This window comes from Micropepsis pineolensis (assembly GCF_055392125.1).
Map to the genome: position 1 here is coordinate 1464308 of NZ_AP042408.1, position 13892 is coordinate 1478199.

Sequence of the window (13892 nt, forward strand, 5' to 3'; positions counted from 1 at the left end):
TACAGGTTAATCCGATACGACACTCGAAAAACTGATCGCATTTTAAAACATGCTTCAGGGATGGGTTGGATGGTGCGAACTGTCTGGTCTTATTTCTGGACATGGAACGAATGCTGAGTGATCAAGCGTTAAAGCAAGGGCGTCTGGGGGATGCCTTGGCACACACAGGCGATGAAGGACGTAGCACGTTGCGATAAGCTGCGGCGAGAGGCGAGCACTCTTTGACCCGCAGATTTCCGAATGGGGAAACCCAATCCGCAAGGATTATCGAACCCTGAATTCATAGGGGTAAGAAGCAAACCCGGGGAACTGAAACATCTCAGTAGCCGGAGGAAAGGACATCAATCGAGACTCCGTTAGTAGTGGCGAGCGAAAGCGGATCAGGCCAGTGGTCTTCAATTAAGAACCGGAATGTTCTGGAAAGGACAGCCATAGCAGGTGATAGCCCTGTACGGGTAGAAATTTTGAAGATCCTTGAGTAGGGCGGGACACGTGTAATCCTGCCTGAACATGGGGCGACCACGCTCCAAGCCTAAGTACTCGTGTGTGACCGATAGCGAACTAGTACCGTGAGGGAAAGGTGAAAAGCACCCCGACAAGGGGAGTGAAATAGACCTGAAACCGGACGCCTACAAACAGAGGGAGCCGCAAGGTGACCTCGTACCTTTTGTATAATGGGTCAGCGAGTTCGTTTATCTAGCAAGCCTAAGCCGTCAGGTGCAGGCGTAGCGAAAGCGAGTCTTAATAGGGCGATTGAGTTAGATGGATGAGACCCGAAAGCAAGTGATCTAGCCATGACCAGGTTGAAGGTGCGGTAACACGCACTGGAGGACCGAACCCACGCCTGTTGAAAAAGTCGGGGATGAGTTGTGGCTAGGGGTGAAAGGCCAATCAAACTTGCAGATAGCTGGTTCTCTGCGAAAGCTATTTAGGTAGCGCCTCATGTATCACCATCGGGGGTAGAGCACTGGATGGGCTAGGGGGCTTCACCGCCTACCAAACCCAACCAAACTCCGAATACCGATGAGTGCTGAGCATGGGAGACACACGGCGGGTGCTAACGTCCGTCGTGAAGAGGGAAACAACCCTGACCTACAGCTAAGGCCCCTAATTCGTGGCTAAGTGTGAAAGGATGTGAGATTCCCAAAACAACCAGGATGTTGGCTTAGAAGCAGCCATCATTTAAAGAAAGCGTAACAGCTCACTGGTCTAGTTAAGGAATTTTGCGCCGAAAATGTAACGGGGCTCAAGCCACGAGCCGAAGCTTAGGATTTCATCGTAAGATGGAATGGTAGCAGAGTGTTCCGTATGCCTGCGAAGGGGAAAGGTGACTGACCCTGGAGGTATCGGAAGTAAGAATGCTGACATGAGTAGCGATAAAGAGGGTGAGAGACCCTCTCGCCGAAAGTCCAAGGGTTCCTGCGTCAAGTTAATCTGCGCAGGGTTAGCCGGCCCCTAAGGCAAGGCCGAAAGGCGTAGTCGATGGGAACCAGGTAAATATTCCTGGGCCATTGGGAATGTGACGGATCGCGTAAGTTGTAACCTCTTACTGGATTGAGGTTGCAGTGAAGCGGTCCCAGGAAATAGCTCCCATATAGTCCGTACCCTAAACCGACACAGGTGGACAGGCAGAGTATGCTAAGGCGCTTGAGAGAAGGATGTTGAAGGAACTAGGCAAATTGCCCTCGTAACTTCGGAAGAAGAGGGCCCGGTCTCGACGCAAGTCTTGGCCGGGGGCACATAGCAGGGGGTGGCGACTGTTTACTAAAAACACAGGGCGCTGCGAAATCCAAAGATGACGTATAGCGTCTGACGCCTGCCCGGTGCCGGAAGGTTAAGAGGAGATGTGAAAGCGTTGAATCGAAGCCCCGGTAAACGGCGGCCGTAACTATAACGGTCCTAAGGTAGCGAAATTCCTTGTCGGGTAAGTTCCGACCTGCACGAAAGGCGTAACGACTTCCCCACTGTCTCCAACATCTACTCAGCGAAATTGAACTCCCCGTGAAGATGCGGGGTTCCCGCGGTCAGACGGAAAGACCCCATGAACCTTTACTGCAACTTTGCACTGGCATTAGGATTGTGATGCGTAGGATAGGTGGTAGGCTTTGAAGTCCGGGCTCTGGCCTGGATGGAGCCACCCTTGAAATACCACCCTTTGTGATCCTGATGTCTAACTGAGGACCCTGAACGGGTTCCAGGACCATGCATGGTGGGCAGTTTGACTGGGGCGGTCGCCTCCCAAAGAGTAACGGAGGCGCGCGATGGTAGGCTCAAACCGGTCGGAAATCGGTTGTTGAGTGCAATGGCATAAGCCTGCCTGACTGTAAGGTCGACGGACCAAGCAGAGACGAAAGTCGGTCATAGTGATCCGGTGGTCCCGTGTGGAAGGGCCATCGCTCAACGGATAAAAGGTACTCTGGGGATAACAGGCTGATCGCACCCAAGCGTCCATAGCGACGGTGCGGTTTGGCACCTCGATGTCGGCTCATCACATCCTGGGGCTGTAGCCGGTCCCAAGGGTATGGCTGTTCGCCATTTAAAGTGGTACGTGAGCTGGGTTTAGAACGTCGTGAGACAGTTCGGTCCCTATCTGCCGTGGGTGTTCGAAACTTGAGAGGATTTCTTCCTAGTACGAGAGGACCGGAAGGAACGTACCTCTGGTGGACCGGTTGTGGCGCCAGCCGCATAGCCGGGTAGCTAAGTACGGAATAGATAACCGCTGAAAGCATCTAAGCGGGAAACTAACCTCAAAACCAGGTTTCGCTCGAGAGCCGAGGAAGACTACCTCGTCGATAGGCCAGATGTGTAAGTGCAGCAATGCATTGAGCTTACTGGTACTAATCGCTCGATTGGCTTGATCATCAAGCTTCGTTTCATGTCTGGAAATAAAGCCAGACACAAACAAACACCTCATTCAGTCTCAAGTGTCGTATCAACTATCTGTCTTTTGCCGGACTGGTGGTCTTAGCGGAGGAATTCCACCCGATCCCATTTCGAACTCGGCAGTTAAAGCCTCCAGCGCCTATGGTACTACGGCTCAAGCCGTGGGAGAGTCGGTCGCTGCCAGTCCTGCTAAAGACAGATCTTACGCCTTCTCAATCTCATACAAATAACCCCACCATTAATCCGGTGGGGTTTTTTGTTGCTTGTTTCATTCTTAAAAAATCTAATCCGTCTAAGGACTTAATCCTGGCCGGTGCTCCTTGCTATCCGACATGGCGGTGATAGCCGAGCAGCTCATAATCCCGATGATAAATCTCGTAGCAGATATTTGCCGGGGCATCGTCAAAGTCACCGGGCCGAATGTCCCGCCGGATCGTCGTGTTGTCGTGGCATGGCACATAGGGGATGTTGAGCTTATCGCACACGGTGCGCATGCCCGCTTCAAAATCTTCGGTGTGGACGAAGTGATTGACGATGGGCTTTGCTGTCGCATCACACAGAAAATAGCTTTGCGGAAAAAAGTGCAGAAAGCGCATGATGTGTTTGCGATAGGCCAGATCTTTCAGCGCCATCATGAAGTCATAAAAATTATCGAATGGAGCCAGATTATGGTCTGCCCAGCGCTTGTCGCGGGCGTTCATACCGCCGCATTTGAGGAAATAGAACGCCGAATGCATGCGGATTAGCGGATGCCGCACTGCGGCGAAAATAAAGTACTCTTGGTACCATTCCTGCGAGTAGTTGAGATATTCCCACGCCCCGCGATGACTGCCGGTCCAGCGGGATCTGGCGCCATACAGAATGTTGGTCACCGAATTGCCGCCCGTCTTTGGCACATGCACATAAACGGATCGGGTGCGGTGATGCACCGGCAGGTAAGGATTACGCGCCAGGCGTTGGTAAAGCCGGGTACAGCGGTACAGTGCTGCGACCCCCTTGTACGTCAACGTATTTTCCAACGCGGCATTATCCTGCAGGCGACGACATAACTGGCGGTAAACCGTAATTCTCATCTTCTGCCCGAAAAAAATACGAGAGAAGATTACGGTGTGTTCATCCCGCCTTCATGTCGTGCAATTGCCATTGTGTTCCAGGACATGTTGCCAACGACAATTGCAGAGAAAGAACACTTATACCGTGTCATATCGATTCTGTTATATTCTTTCGCGTGCGGGCGCTCAGGTTGCGTTTTTTTTGAAAGGCGCTTGAAATTTAGTGCCTTCTTGGGATGGGGAGCCAATTTGGTGCTTGGGCGTTGCTATAATTGCGGTGATACTGCTGGCGTGGCCCGATCTGCCAGTGCTATGCGACAGCGGTATTTTTTTGCGCTTTTAAGCGTGTTTATATTTCTGATCGTCGGCGCGGCCTCTGCGGCATCGCATGGCTCTGAAGTGACGGCCTTTTATGTGCCGTGGGATCAGGCCTCGCTTGCCTCACTTTCCGATCACCGGGGGCAGATCGATGTGGTGTCACCGCAATGGATTTTGCTCACTAACCCGCAAGGGGATCTGACCATCATTCCGGATGCGGCTGCCGATGAACGCCTGCACGGTTTCAGCCCGCGACTGAGAGTGTTGCCACTGGTGGCCAATGTCCATGATGGCAGCTGGGATCAGGCTGCTGCAGCGGCTTTAATTGGTGATAAGGCGGTGCGGGATCGTACGGTGGCCCGGTTGGTGGCGCTGGCGGCGGAAAAGCATTTCGACGGCTATATCCTTGATCTTGAAAATCTCGACGATGCCTCTGTTGCGGCCTTACCGGATTTTATTCGCAGGCTGATGGTTTCCTTTCATGCCGCAAAGCTTGAGCTGTGGATTTGCGTGCCGGTCGGGCCCGAAATATGGCCCCTGACCGCCATGCAACAAGCGGGGGCTGGGCTGCTGTTCATGGCCTATGATCAATGCTGGGATAGTTCGACGCCGGGCCCGGTCGCTGGGGTGGACTGGCTTGCCGCGGTATTGCCTGTGCGGTTACGCCAGCTTGATCGCGACAAAATCATCATTGCTTTGGCGGGCTATGGTTATGACTGGCCCAAGGGGGGGCGCGGTCACTCGATTACCAGTGCCGAGGCGATGCAGCTTGCCCGCGATCACCATGCCGTTTTGCGCCGTGGCCGGGGCAGTGACAATGTGACCTTCACCTATCAGACCGATGAGGGCGAATCTCATACCGTGTGGCTGGTCGATAGCTACAGTTATGCTGTGTCCAACGCGCTGCTGCGTAAGCTTGGCGTTCACCGGATTGCCCTATGGCGTTTGGGATCCGAAGACCCGGATATGTGGAAGGCGGGCAAGTCGCCTGCCAATCATCTGGCGCCAGCACCGGCACCGCTGCAATGTGAGCCGTTGCAGGAAAATTAAACCGGGTCTTCTGGCGGCACCGGGCGGGGGCGGCCGTCATCATCGATAGCGACAAAGATGAAGGTGGCATCGGTGACCTGTTCGCGGGTTTGCGTCAGGAAACGTTTGGCCCAGGCTTCAATGTGGATACGCATCGAGGTGCGTCCGACATTTTCAATCTCGGTATAGACGCACAGAACATCGCCAACCTTAACCGGGCGGTGAAAGGTCATGCCGTCCAGTTTCAGTGTAACCGTGCGCCCCCGAGATCGCTCGGACGAGACAATGCCACCAGCCAGATCCATCTGGCTCAGGATCCAGCCACCAAAGATATCGCCATTGGCGTTGGTGTCGGCCGGCATTGCCCGGATGCGGATGGTGAGCGCCCCACGCGGTGACGGGGCGTCCGTCGCCGCTGTGGCTTTCGTTGGCGTGTCTTGTGTCATGGGGGCGATCCTTCCTGTGATCGGCAGAAGTGGGACGCACTATGCTCATACAAGAAACGCGGCCGATGGTCACGACCGCGTTTGTATTGGGGTTACTGGCCCGCTGTGGCTGGCGCTGTGGCTGGCGCTGTGGGCGCTGGTGTGGTGGGCGCGTCTGGCGCTGGCGCGGTATCGGGCGCAGGATCATCCGGCGTGTCGCCGTCTGGCGGGGCCCCGTCGGTGGGGGCGTCCGGATCGGCCCCGGTGATCTTGGCGTTGCGATATTGTCGGTACAGGCTGCGCGTGGTGGCATAGAAGTCGAGCGACGTCCGCTCGATCTGGTCGGCCCCGTCAAGCGCCTGGACCCGGATATCAAGGATGGAAAAGCCCATACGCAGGTCATTGGCCAGATTTTCATAGTCGTAATGGGCGTAGAGCAGCGGGTCCATGAAATAGTCCCCGGCCTTGCCAACGACATCGCGCGGATTGCTAGGGCCCATGAAGGGCAGCATGAGATAGGGGCCTTCGCCTGTGCCCCAGACACCCAGCGTGACGCCAAAATCATTGGAGTGGTCGGGCACATCGGCCATGCTCGCCACATCAATCAGCCCGGCCAGCCCCAGGGTCGAATCGGTGACAAAACGGGCCACAGTCTGCCCTGCCAGGGTGAAATTACACTGCAGCAGGTCATTACCCAACGTCACCGGTTTGCCGATATTCTGCAGAAAATTATGGATGCCGGTGCGCACCAGTGAAGGCGTGACCTTGACGTAGGCCTTGGCCACCGGTTTGGCCAGATTGCGGTCGAGCCGTAGATTCAGATCAAACATGGTGCGGTTGACCGATTCAAAGGGATCGTTTTGATCGGCGGCATCGGATGCCGCCCAAGCGCTGCCGCACATGGACAAGCACAGCGCCGTTACGGCCAGATATTTTCCCGCTCGTTTCATAATCATCTCCGAATCTACGCCATAGTGCCGGTCCGCTATCGCGAAAAGCCGATGCGACCTTTAAGCCCACAACGGTAAAAAAGTAGTCATTATCGTTGGCCGGGAGTAGTGGTCACATCAAACAATTATCAAAAAAATCGCCGGTACCGGTTGGCGGCATGAATAGCCGCAATCAATATGCTGTGTACAGTCAATACGGTAACTATCTTGGGTTGATTTTTGGTGCCAGCTTATCTGGTTGTACGGTTAAAGATATATTGCTATCGCGCTCAGGTGGTGGTTGTCTTGAGCGACAGAACCTAAAAACAAGAGACGCCCTATGCCCACAGCCCTGCAACTGCATTCGGACCGCTTCTTTCCCACCGATCCGGCTACCCGCGCGATTGCGCGTTCTCTTTTCGCTACGGTGGAAGCGCTACCAATCATCAGCCCGCACGGTCACACCAGCCCAGCCTGGTTTGCTGACGACATTCCGTTTGAAGATGCCACCAGCATGTTCCTGTGGCCCGACCATTATGTGCATCGCATGCTCTACAGTCAGGGTATTACGCTGGCCGAAATTGGGATCGCTCCCAACGGAGGCGTTGCCGAACCCGACCGGCGTAAGGCGTGGCGAATTCTGGCGGAGCATTACTATCTGTTCCGGGGTACGCCCTCGCGCACTTGGCTCGACCATGTCTTTGCCACGGTGTTCGATCTGAAGGTCCGGCTCGGTCGCGAGACCGCCGACCTCTACTACGACACAATTACCGAGGCGTTGAAGACCCCTGACTTTCGCCCCCGCGCGTTGTTCCGGCGCTTTAATATCGAGGTGCTGTCGACCACCGAAGGCGCGCTCGATCCGCTCGATGCGCACAAAATGATCCGCGAAACCTGGGATGGCCGGGTGGTCAGTACCTTCCGACCCGACGATGTTGCCGATCCTGATCGCGAAGATTTTACCGCCAATGTGCAGAAGCTTGGCGCGCTGACCGGTGAAAATACCGCGACATGGAAAGGCTATTTGCAAGCTCTGGCCAACCGGCGGGCTTATTTCCGGTCGCTGGGCACCACGGCGACGGATCATGGCTTTCCAACGGCGAAAACCGCCGACCTGCCCGAGGTCGAATGTCAGCGCCTGCTCGATAATGCCCTGCGTGGTCATGTCCATGGCGGCGAGGCGGAAGCCTTCCGTGCCCAGATGATTACCGAAATGGCCAGGATGGCATGCGATGATGGCATGACCATGCAGATCCACCCCGGAGCCTGGCGCAATCATAATCCAAAATTGTTTGAGAGCTATGGCCGCGACCGGGGGGCGGATATTCCCTATCGCATCGATTATGTCGGTCCGCTCAAGCCGTTGCTTGATCGTTTCGGCAATGAAAAGAACCTCAACATCATTCTGTTCACGCTGGATGAAAGCAATTACGCCCGCGAGCTGGCACCGCTGGTGGGGCATTATCCGGCGCTAAAGCTGGGCCCAGCCTGGTGGTTCCACGACTCGCCGGAAGGCATGATGCGCTATTTCCGTCAGGTCACCGAAACCGCCGGTTTCTACAATACCGTCGGCTTTAATGATGATACGCGGGCCTTCCTGTCGATCCCGGCGCGGCACAATCTGTATCGCCGGATTGCCTGTTCCTATCTGGCCGAACTGGTCACCACCCATCGGCTGGACGAGGCCGAAGCGGCCGAGATTGCGACCGACCTGGCCTATAAGCTGCCCAAGGCAGCCTATAAATTGTAAAGGGTAGAGTGGGGTGCGGTTTCCCGTTAGTCGCGCTTTCTAATGTGTAAGTGGCGTAAGGCGCGGGCGGGTGCTAGTTTACCCCGCGCCACACCACGTTTGCCGAAAGTTCCATGCTCCCTGAGACCGGCCTGTTCGCTCTTATTCTGGCTTTTTTTGTTGCCTCGTTGCAGGCGGTCGTACCAATTCTGGGCATCCGCCGTGAGCAACCCCTATGGCAAAGCTTTGCTATGCGCGCCGCACTGGCGCAGGGCATGTTGCTGGCCTTAGCCTTTGGCATTTTTGTGGTGCTGCACGTCGCCAGCGATTTTTCAGTGCTTAACGTTGCCGAAAACAGTCATACCGACAAGCCACTGCTTTACAACGTGGCCGGGGCGTGGGGCAGCCATGAAGGTTCGATGCTGCTGTGGGGGCTGGTGCTGGCGCTGTATGGTGCGGGCTTTGCCTTTTTTGAACGGCGGCTGGAGATGGAGAGCCGCGCCGCTATTCTGACGGTGCAGGGGGCTTTGGGCGCACTGTTCTATCTGTATCTGCTGCTGGCCTCCAATCCGTTCGCCCGGCTTAACCCCGCGCCGCTCAATGGGGCCGGGCTTAATCCCTTGTTGCAGGATGTCGGTCTGGCGCTGCATCCGCCGCTGCTCTATTTCGGCTATGTCGGTTTTTCGCTGAGCTTCTCGGTGGCGGTGGCGGCGCTGGTGCGTGGCGAATTGGCCGAAGATCTCGCCAGGGTGATCCGCCGCTGGGCCTTGATCGCTTGGGTCGCGTTGACACTGGGCATCGGTTTTGGCGCCTGGTGGTCCTATTATACGCTGGGCTGGGGCGGCTGGTGGGCGTGGGACCCGGTGGAAAATGCCGCGCTGATGCCTTGGCTGGCCGGGACCGCCCTGCTGCACAGCGCCACCATCGCGGCGCGCCGTGGCGCATTGAAAAGCTGGTCGGTATTCCTTGCTGTCGTCGCTTTTGGTTTCGCTCTGCTTGGCACCTTTCTGGTGCGTTCGGGTGTCATTACCTCGGTCCATGCCTTCGCCAATGATCCGGGCCGTGGAATCCTGATCCTCATCCTGATGGCGCTGATTGTGGGGGCGGCGCTGGTGTTGTTTGCAGTCCGCGCCGGGCGTCTTAAAGATGATGTTGCGCTGGAGCCGTTGTCGGACGAGGGCGGCATACTGGTCGGCGGGCTGATTTTTGCTGTGGCGGCCGGTACGGTGCTGATCGGCACGCTCTATCCGCTGATCCTCGATGGCTTACAACTTGGTCAGGTTTCGGTTGGTCCGCCCTATTTCAACATCATATTCCTGTGCCTGCTGGTACCGTTCATCGCCCTGATGGTTGTCACTCCGGGGTTAGAGGTGTGGCGCCGTCATCGTGCGAGCTTGCCGCTGGCCGTGCTGGTGGCCATCGTGGTGGCGGTGGCCGCGGGGCTTGCCTGGGGGGCGTCGTGGCCTGCCGGGCTTTTGGGCGGGGCGGCATTGCTGTGCCTCAGCCTGTTTCCGGCGCGCAAATTGGCGGCGGGATTTGCCCATGGTGGCATGGCTGCGTTGCTGGCGGGGATTGCCCTGACCTCTGCGCTGTCGAGTGAGCGGCTTATCCCGTTGCATCCCGGTCAAACCGCCTCTTTTGCCGGATACACGCTGCGCCTGACCAATGTGGAGGGCCAGCAGGGCCCCAATTATGACAGCACTCGGGCCAGCCTCAGTATCCGTCGTAATGGCAATGGCTTTGAACTGGCCCCCGAACTGCGCCAGTACCGCCATCCGGCGATGGCCAAAGCTGTGCCCGCCATTCACACCGATATTTTTGCCGATATCTATGCCGTTTTGGGGGGCGAGGCCGACGGAGCGTACAGCCTGCATCTGTTCTATCGCCCCGGTCAGGTGCTGATCTTTGCTGGGATGATTTTGATGGCGTTGGGCGGGCTGTTGGCCCTGGTGCGGCGGATGTCGGATGCCCCGCAAAGCCCCCCGGTGCGTCGGACGGAACGACCGCATACCCGGTTGGTGCCACTGGCGGTTTTCACGGTGCTGGTTGGACTTTTGTTCTGGCAGTTGCTACCCGGTAAACCGGATCTGCAACCATCGGCCTCGTTGATTGGTAATCCGGTGCCTGATTACAGTTTGGCGCCCTTGGTGGGAAGCCGCCCGGTGGTGGCGGCCGATTTGAAGGGGCGCGTCCGGGTGGTGAACTTTTTCGCCTCTTGGTGCGTGCCTTGTCGCACCGAGGCCGGGGCGTTACAGCTTCTGGCCCGTAGTGGGATTCCGGTTGTCGGCATTGCCTATCGCGATAAGTCCGATGATACGAGACGTTTCCTGACCGATGTCGGCAATCCCTATACCATGGTCGGGCGTGATGATAACGGGCGTACGGCGATTGATTTCGGCTTGACCGGGGTGCCGGAAACCTTCCTGATCGATGCGTCGGGTACGGTGCGTTTCAAATATGCCGGACCGTTGACGACAGATATCGTTCGTACGCAGATTATACCGCGGGCCAGATAGTGATGCAGCGAATGGCCCCCCAAAAAATGGTATTATGGTTTTGCCTGTTGCTGGTGTCCGGTGCCGCCTGGGCGGCGCCGGACATGGCGGCGGATGTCTCTTTGCCCAATGCTGCCGAAGAAGCCCGTGCCGTGGCGATTATGCGCGATCTACGCTGTATGGTGTGTCAGAGCCAGTCGGTGGCTGACAGTGATGCGCCCTTAGCTGCGGATATGCGCCGACTGGTGCGCAGCGAGGTGGCGGCGGGTAAAAGTGCTGACACCATTACCGGCGAGCTTGCTGCCCGTTATGGTGATGGCGTGTTAATGCGCCCGCCGTTTAGTCCGCAGACGTTATTTTTATGGTTTGCGCCGCTATTGCTGCTCGGCGGTGGTGGTTGGTTGCTCTGTGATTTTTTCCGTAAGAGGGCCGCATGATCTGGATCGTTCTGCCCGTTCTGGCGCTGGCGCTGTGTTTGTGGCTGCTGTTGCCGCTGTGGCGCAATAAGGATCGCGCGGCCTATGTCATCGCCGCGATGCTGTTGGGTGGTGCCGGGGCGCTGTATTTTGCCATCGGTGCGCCGGGCATCCGGGGCGCACCCTACGAGGCGCGTTGGCATGATCCGTCCTTTGCCGAACAGACCGGAGATGCCGCCATGGCGGATGGTGATATGGTCGGGGCTGAGGATGCCTATCGCCGGGCCTTGGTGGCGGCGGCTGAGGCGGGGGTCGGATCCGAGGCCTGGCAGGCCAGTCTGTATGCCCGTGTGGGCGAGGCCATCGTCATGCAGCATGACGGTACTGTGACGGGTCCGGCGGGCGAGGCTTTTGCTGATGCCCTGCGGCGCAATCCGCGTGAGCCGCGGGCCCGTTTTTTCGGTGGTCTGGCGCTGATGCAGCATGGTCAGCCGCAGGCGGCCATGGCGGTGTGGCGTGATCTGGCAAAGGACAGCCCGCCAGATGCGCCCTGGATGAAGCTGTTGCGCGAGAAACTGCCGCGCACATCACAACATTAGTTGAATGCAGTCTGAAATGGTCGTGGCTGCCCCCCGGGGCGAGTGCTGCGGGTCAGGGCAGCATCATGTCAAATTCGACGACCATGCGTTTGCTTTCGCCGTCGAAACGGCGTTCGCCACAGGCTAGCCAGGATGGATGCAGGATAATCATGCCGGTCTGTGGGCGGATGGTTTCGCGTAAACCCGCCATCAAGGTGCCGGGCAGACGATAACCATATTGCGGTGCGGTCATTGCCGGGCCGACGTCACGCGGATCAACCAGCTCGTATTCGCCGCCCAGGGTTTCGTCGTCGGTTTTGTGATAGCCATCGTCGACATAATAAATTCCCGACCAGAAAGCGCCGGAATGGGCTGCCGGATCGAGAAAGTCACCTTTTTCGCGGATGGCGGCGCTGGCGCTGATGCGCCAGTCGAGCGTAACACGCCCACCGCTACGGGCGGCGGTCATGCTGTCGGCCAGATCGCGCAGCATACGGAACAAGGTCTGGCCCTGTACGCCACTCCAGCTTTCAAAGCCAGCTGCTGAATGCCACCCTGCGCCGGGCCCGGTTTGGCTGCTGTTTTCCGCTTGCGCCAGAATCAATGGCCGCAGCTCCGCGTTGGCCTCTTGTGCCACGGGGTGATAGTGCACGCACACCGGCGTGGCGAACATGCTGCGAAATTGCGGTTTAGAAGCAACCATGACGAAACGAAAATTCCCTGCTGTACTGGCCCTAAAGTGGTTGGCCTGACGGAAAATCGGCACGTAATGGCCATGGGGCGGTCATGGGAATGCCATGGGGCCTTAAGCCGTACCGGGTACTATAGAGCAAAACGTCTTCCAATGAGATTACGGTTTTGCCTCACGGGCGAAATTTATACTGCGCCGTATCGGAAAGACACGAAAAAAGCACGTCGGTGCGGTGTTATGTTCTGACTGGGGGCCAGACCATAACTTTTAAGCGATTTTGGCCGCCACCAGCGCGGCGATGGCCAGGAATGCCTTGGCTTCGGCACAGTCGGGCTGGGTGGCCACCAATGGTGTGCCCTGATCCGAGGTTTCGCGAAGCTGAAGGGTTAACGGCACCGCGCCCAAAAAGTCGATACCATTTTGTTTGGCCGAGGCTTCGGCACCGCCCTGACCAAAGATCGGCGTAACCTGGCCGCAATGCGGGCAGGCAAAGCCGCTCATATTCTCGATCAGACCCAGAACTTTGGTGTTCGTGGTGTGGAACATCGCCACAGCTCGACGGGCATCAATCAGTGCCAGATCCTGCGGGGTGGACACAATCACCGCACCGGTCAGTGCAATTGTTTGCACAATGGCAAGCTGGGCATCCCCGGTGCCGGGCGGCAGGTCGATGACCAGCACATCCAGCGGTGCCCAGGCCGCCTGACGGACCATCTGGGTGATGGCGGTCTGTACCATCGGTCCACGCCAGATCATTGCCTGATCGTCCTCGATCATATAGCCGATCGACATGGTCTTCAGGCCAAATTTCTCAATTGGCAGCAATTTGCCGTCAGATTCTTCCGGTCCGTGGGTGATGCCAAGGATTTTCGGCACGCTGGGGCCATAAATATCGGCATCCAGCAGGCCGACTTTCAGCCCTGAGGCTGCCAGTGCCAGAGCCAGATTGGCCGCAACGGTTGATTTGCCTACGCCGCCCTTGCCACTGGCCACCGCGATGACGGCTTTTACCCCTTCGACCGGTGTGGGGGTTGTTTTGCGGCGCTCACGTTCGGCATGGGGTGATTTTGGTACGTCTGTCTCGCTATGGGCGGTCAGCACTGCCGTTACCCGCTCGACCCCGGCAAGACCGCGTACCGCCGCTTCGGCGGCTGCACGCAAGGGTTCTGCCTTGGGGCCGCGGGCGGCGGATACTTCGACGGCAAAGCGGACATGGCCGGATTGTATCGAAAGTCCACGGATCATGCCCGCAGTCACGACATCGCGACCCGTTTCGGAATCTACAACGCCGCGAAGCGCGGCCATAATGCTGTCGGGGGTAAGTTCAGCCATCGAAATCCTGCCTGG

General features: G+C 57.4%; 10 protein-coding genes and 2 rRNA genes. 7 read left to right on the plus strand and 5 right to left on the minus strand.

Annotated elements, in window-relative coordinates:
- Positions 1 to 119: 119 nt before the first annotated feature.
- Positions 120 to 2862, plus strand: a 23S ribosomal RNA gene (locus ACZ5RI_RS06590).
- Positions 2863 to 2954: 92 nt separating this feature from the next.
- A 5S ribosomal RNA gene (rrf, locus tag ACZ5RI_RS06595) occupies positions 2955 to 3069 on the plus strand.
- Positions 3070 to 3206: 137 nt separating this feature from the next.
- On the opposite strand, the gene ACZ5RI_RS06600 is transcribed toward rrf, so the two are convergent.
- On the minus strand, positions 3207 to 3956 hold the full coding sequence (locus tag ACZ5RI_RS06600; protein WP_464515315.1) for a sulfotransferase family 2 domain-containing protein: 750 nt from the start codon (positions 3954 to 3956) through the stop codon (positions 3207 to 3209).
- Between the two features lie 324 nt (positions 3957 to 4280).
- On the opposite strand from ACZ5RI_RS06600, the gene ACZ5RI_RS06605 reads away from it, so the two are divergent.
- Entirely contained in the window at positions 4281 to 5303 is a 1023-nt protein-coding gene (locus ACZ5RI_RS06605) for a glycoside hydrolase family 18 protein (protein WP_464515316.1), read from the plus strand.
- On the opposite strand, the gene ACZ5RI_RS06610 is transcribed toward ACZ5RI_RS06605, so the two are convergent.
- Together ACZ5RI_RS06610 and ACZ5RI_RS06615 are read right to left on the minus strand one after the other, a co-directional pair.
- Positions 5300 to 5728 (minus strand): acyl-CoA thioesterase, encoded by a 429-nt coding sequence (locus ACZ5RI_RS06610; RefSeq protein WP_464515317.1) that lies wholly within the window; start codon positions 5726 to 5728, stop codon positions 5300 to 5302. The genes ACZ5RI_RS06605 and ACZ5RI_RS06610 overlap by 4 nt on opposite strands.
- A gap of 92 nt (positions 5729 to 5820) precedes the next feature.
- Positions 5821 to 6657 carry an MlaA family lipoprotein gene (locus ACZ5RI_RS06615; protein WP_464515318.1) on the minus strand — a complete coding sequence of 279 codons (837 nt, stop codon included), beginning with the start codon at positions 6655 to 6657 and terminating at the stop codon, positions 5821 to 5823.
- 319 nt (positions 6658 to 6976) lie between these two features.
- On the opposite strand from ACZ5RI_RS06615, the gene uxaC reads away from it, so the two are divergent.
- The 4 genes from uxaC to ACZ5RI_RS06635 all read left to right on the plus strand — a co-directional run bounded on the left by uxaC (position 6977) and on the right by ACZ5RI_RS06635 (position 11875).
- Complete coding sequence (gene uxaC / locus ACZ5RI_RS06620) at positions 6977 to 8386, plus strand: glucuronate isomerase (protein ID WP_464515319.1); 1410 nt, start codon at positions 6977 to 6979, stop codon at positions 8384 to 8386.
- Between the two features lie 113 nt (positions 8387 to 8499).
- Positions 8500 to 10881, plus strand: a complete 2382-nt coding sequence (gene nrfE, locus ACZ5RI_RS06625; protein ID WP_464515320.1) for a heme lyase NrfEFG subunit NrfE — start codon at positions 8500 to 8502, stop codon at positions 10879 to 10881.
- Positions 10882 to 10892: 11 nt separating this feature from the next.
- Complete coding sequence (locus ACZ5RI_RS06630) at positions 10893 to 11297, plus strand: cytochrome c-type biogenesis protein (RefSeq protein ID WP_464515321.1); 405 nt, start codon at positions 10893 to 10895, stop codon at positions 11295 to 11297.
- Positions 11294 to 11875: a tetratricopeptide repeat protein gene (locus ACZ5RI_RS06635; protein WP_464515322.1), complete on the plus strand. Its 582-nt coding sequence runs from the start codon at positions 11294 to 11296 to the stop codon at positions 11873 to 11875. The genes ACZ5RI_RS06630 and ACZ5RI_RS06635 overlap by 4 nt, the downstream gene beginning before the upstream one ends.
- A gap of 52 nt (positions 11876 to 11927) precedes the next feature.
- On the opposite strand, the gene ACZ5RI_RS06640 is transcribed toward ACZ5RI_RS06635, so the two are convergent.
- Positions 11928 to 12557: a putative 2OG-Fe(II) oxygenase gene (locus ACZ5RI_RS06640; protein ID WP_464515323.1), complete on the minus strand. Its 630-nt coding sequence runs from the start codon at positions 12555 to 12557 to the stop codon at positions 11928 to 11930.
- Positions 12558 to 12812: 255 nt separating this feature from the next.
- Positions 12813 to 13877 carry an Mrp/NBP35 family ATP-binding protein gene (locus tag ACZ5RI_RS06645; RefSeq protein ID WP_464515324.1) on the minus strand — a complete coding sequence of 355 codons (1065 nt, stop codon included), beginning with the start codon at positions 13875 to 13877 and terminating at the stop codon, positions 12813 to 12815.
- Positions 13878 to 13892: the final 15 nt, after the last annotated feature.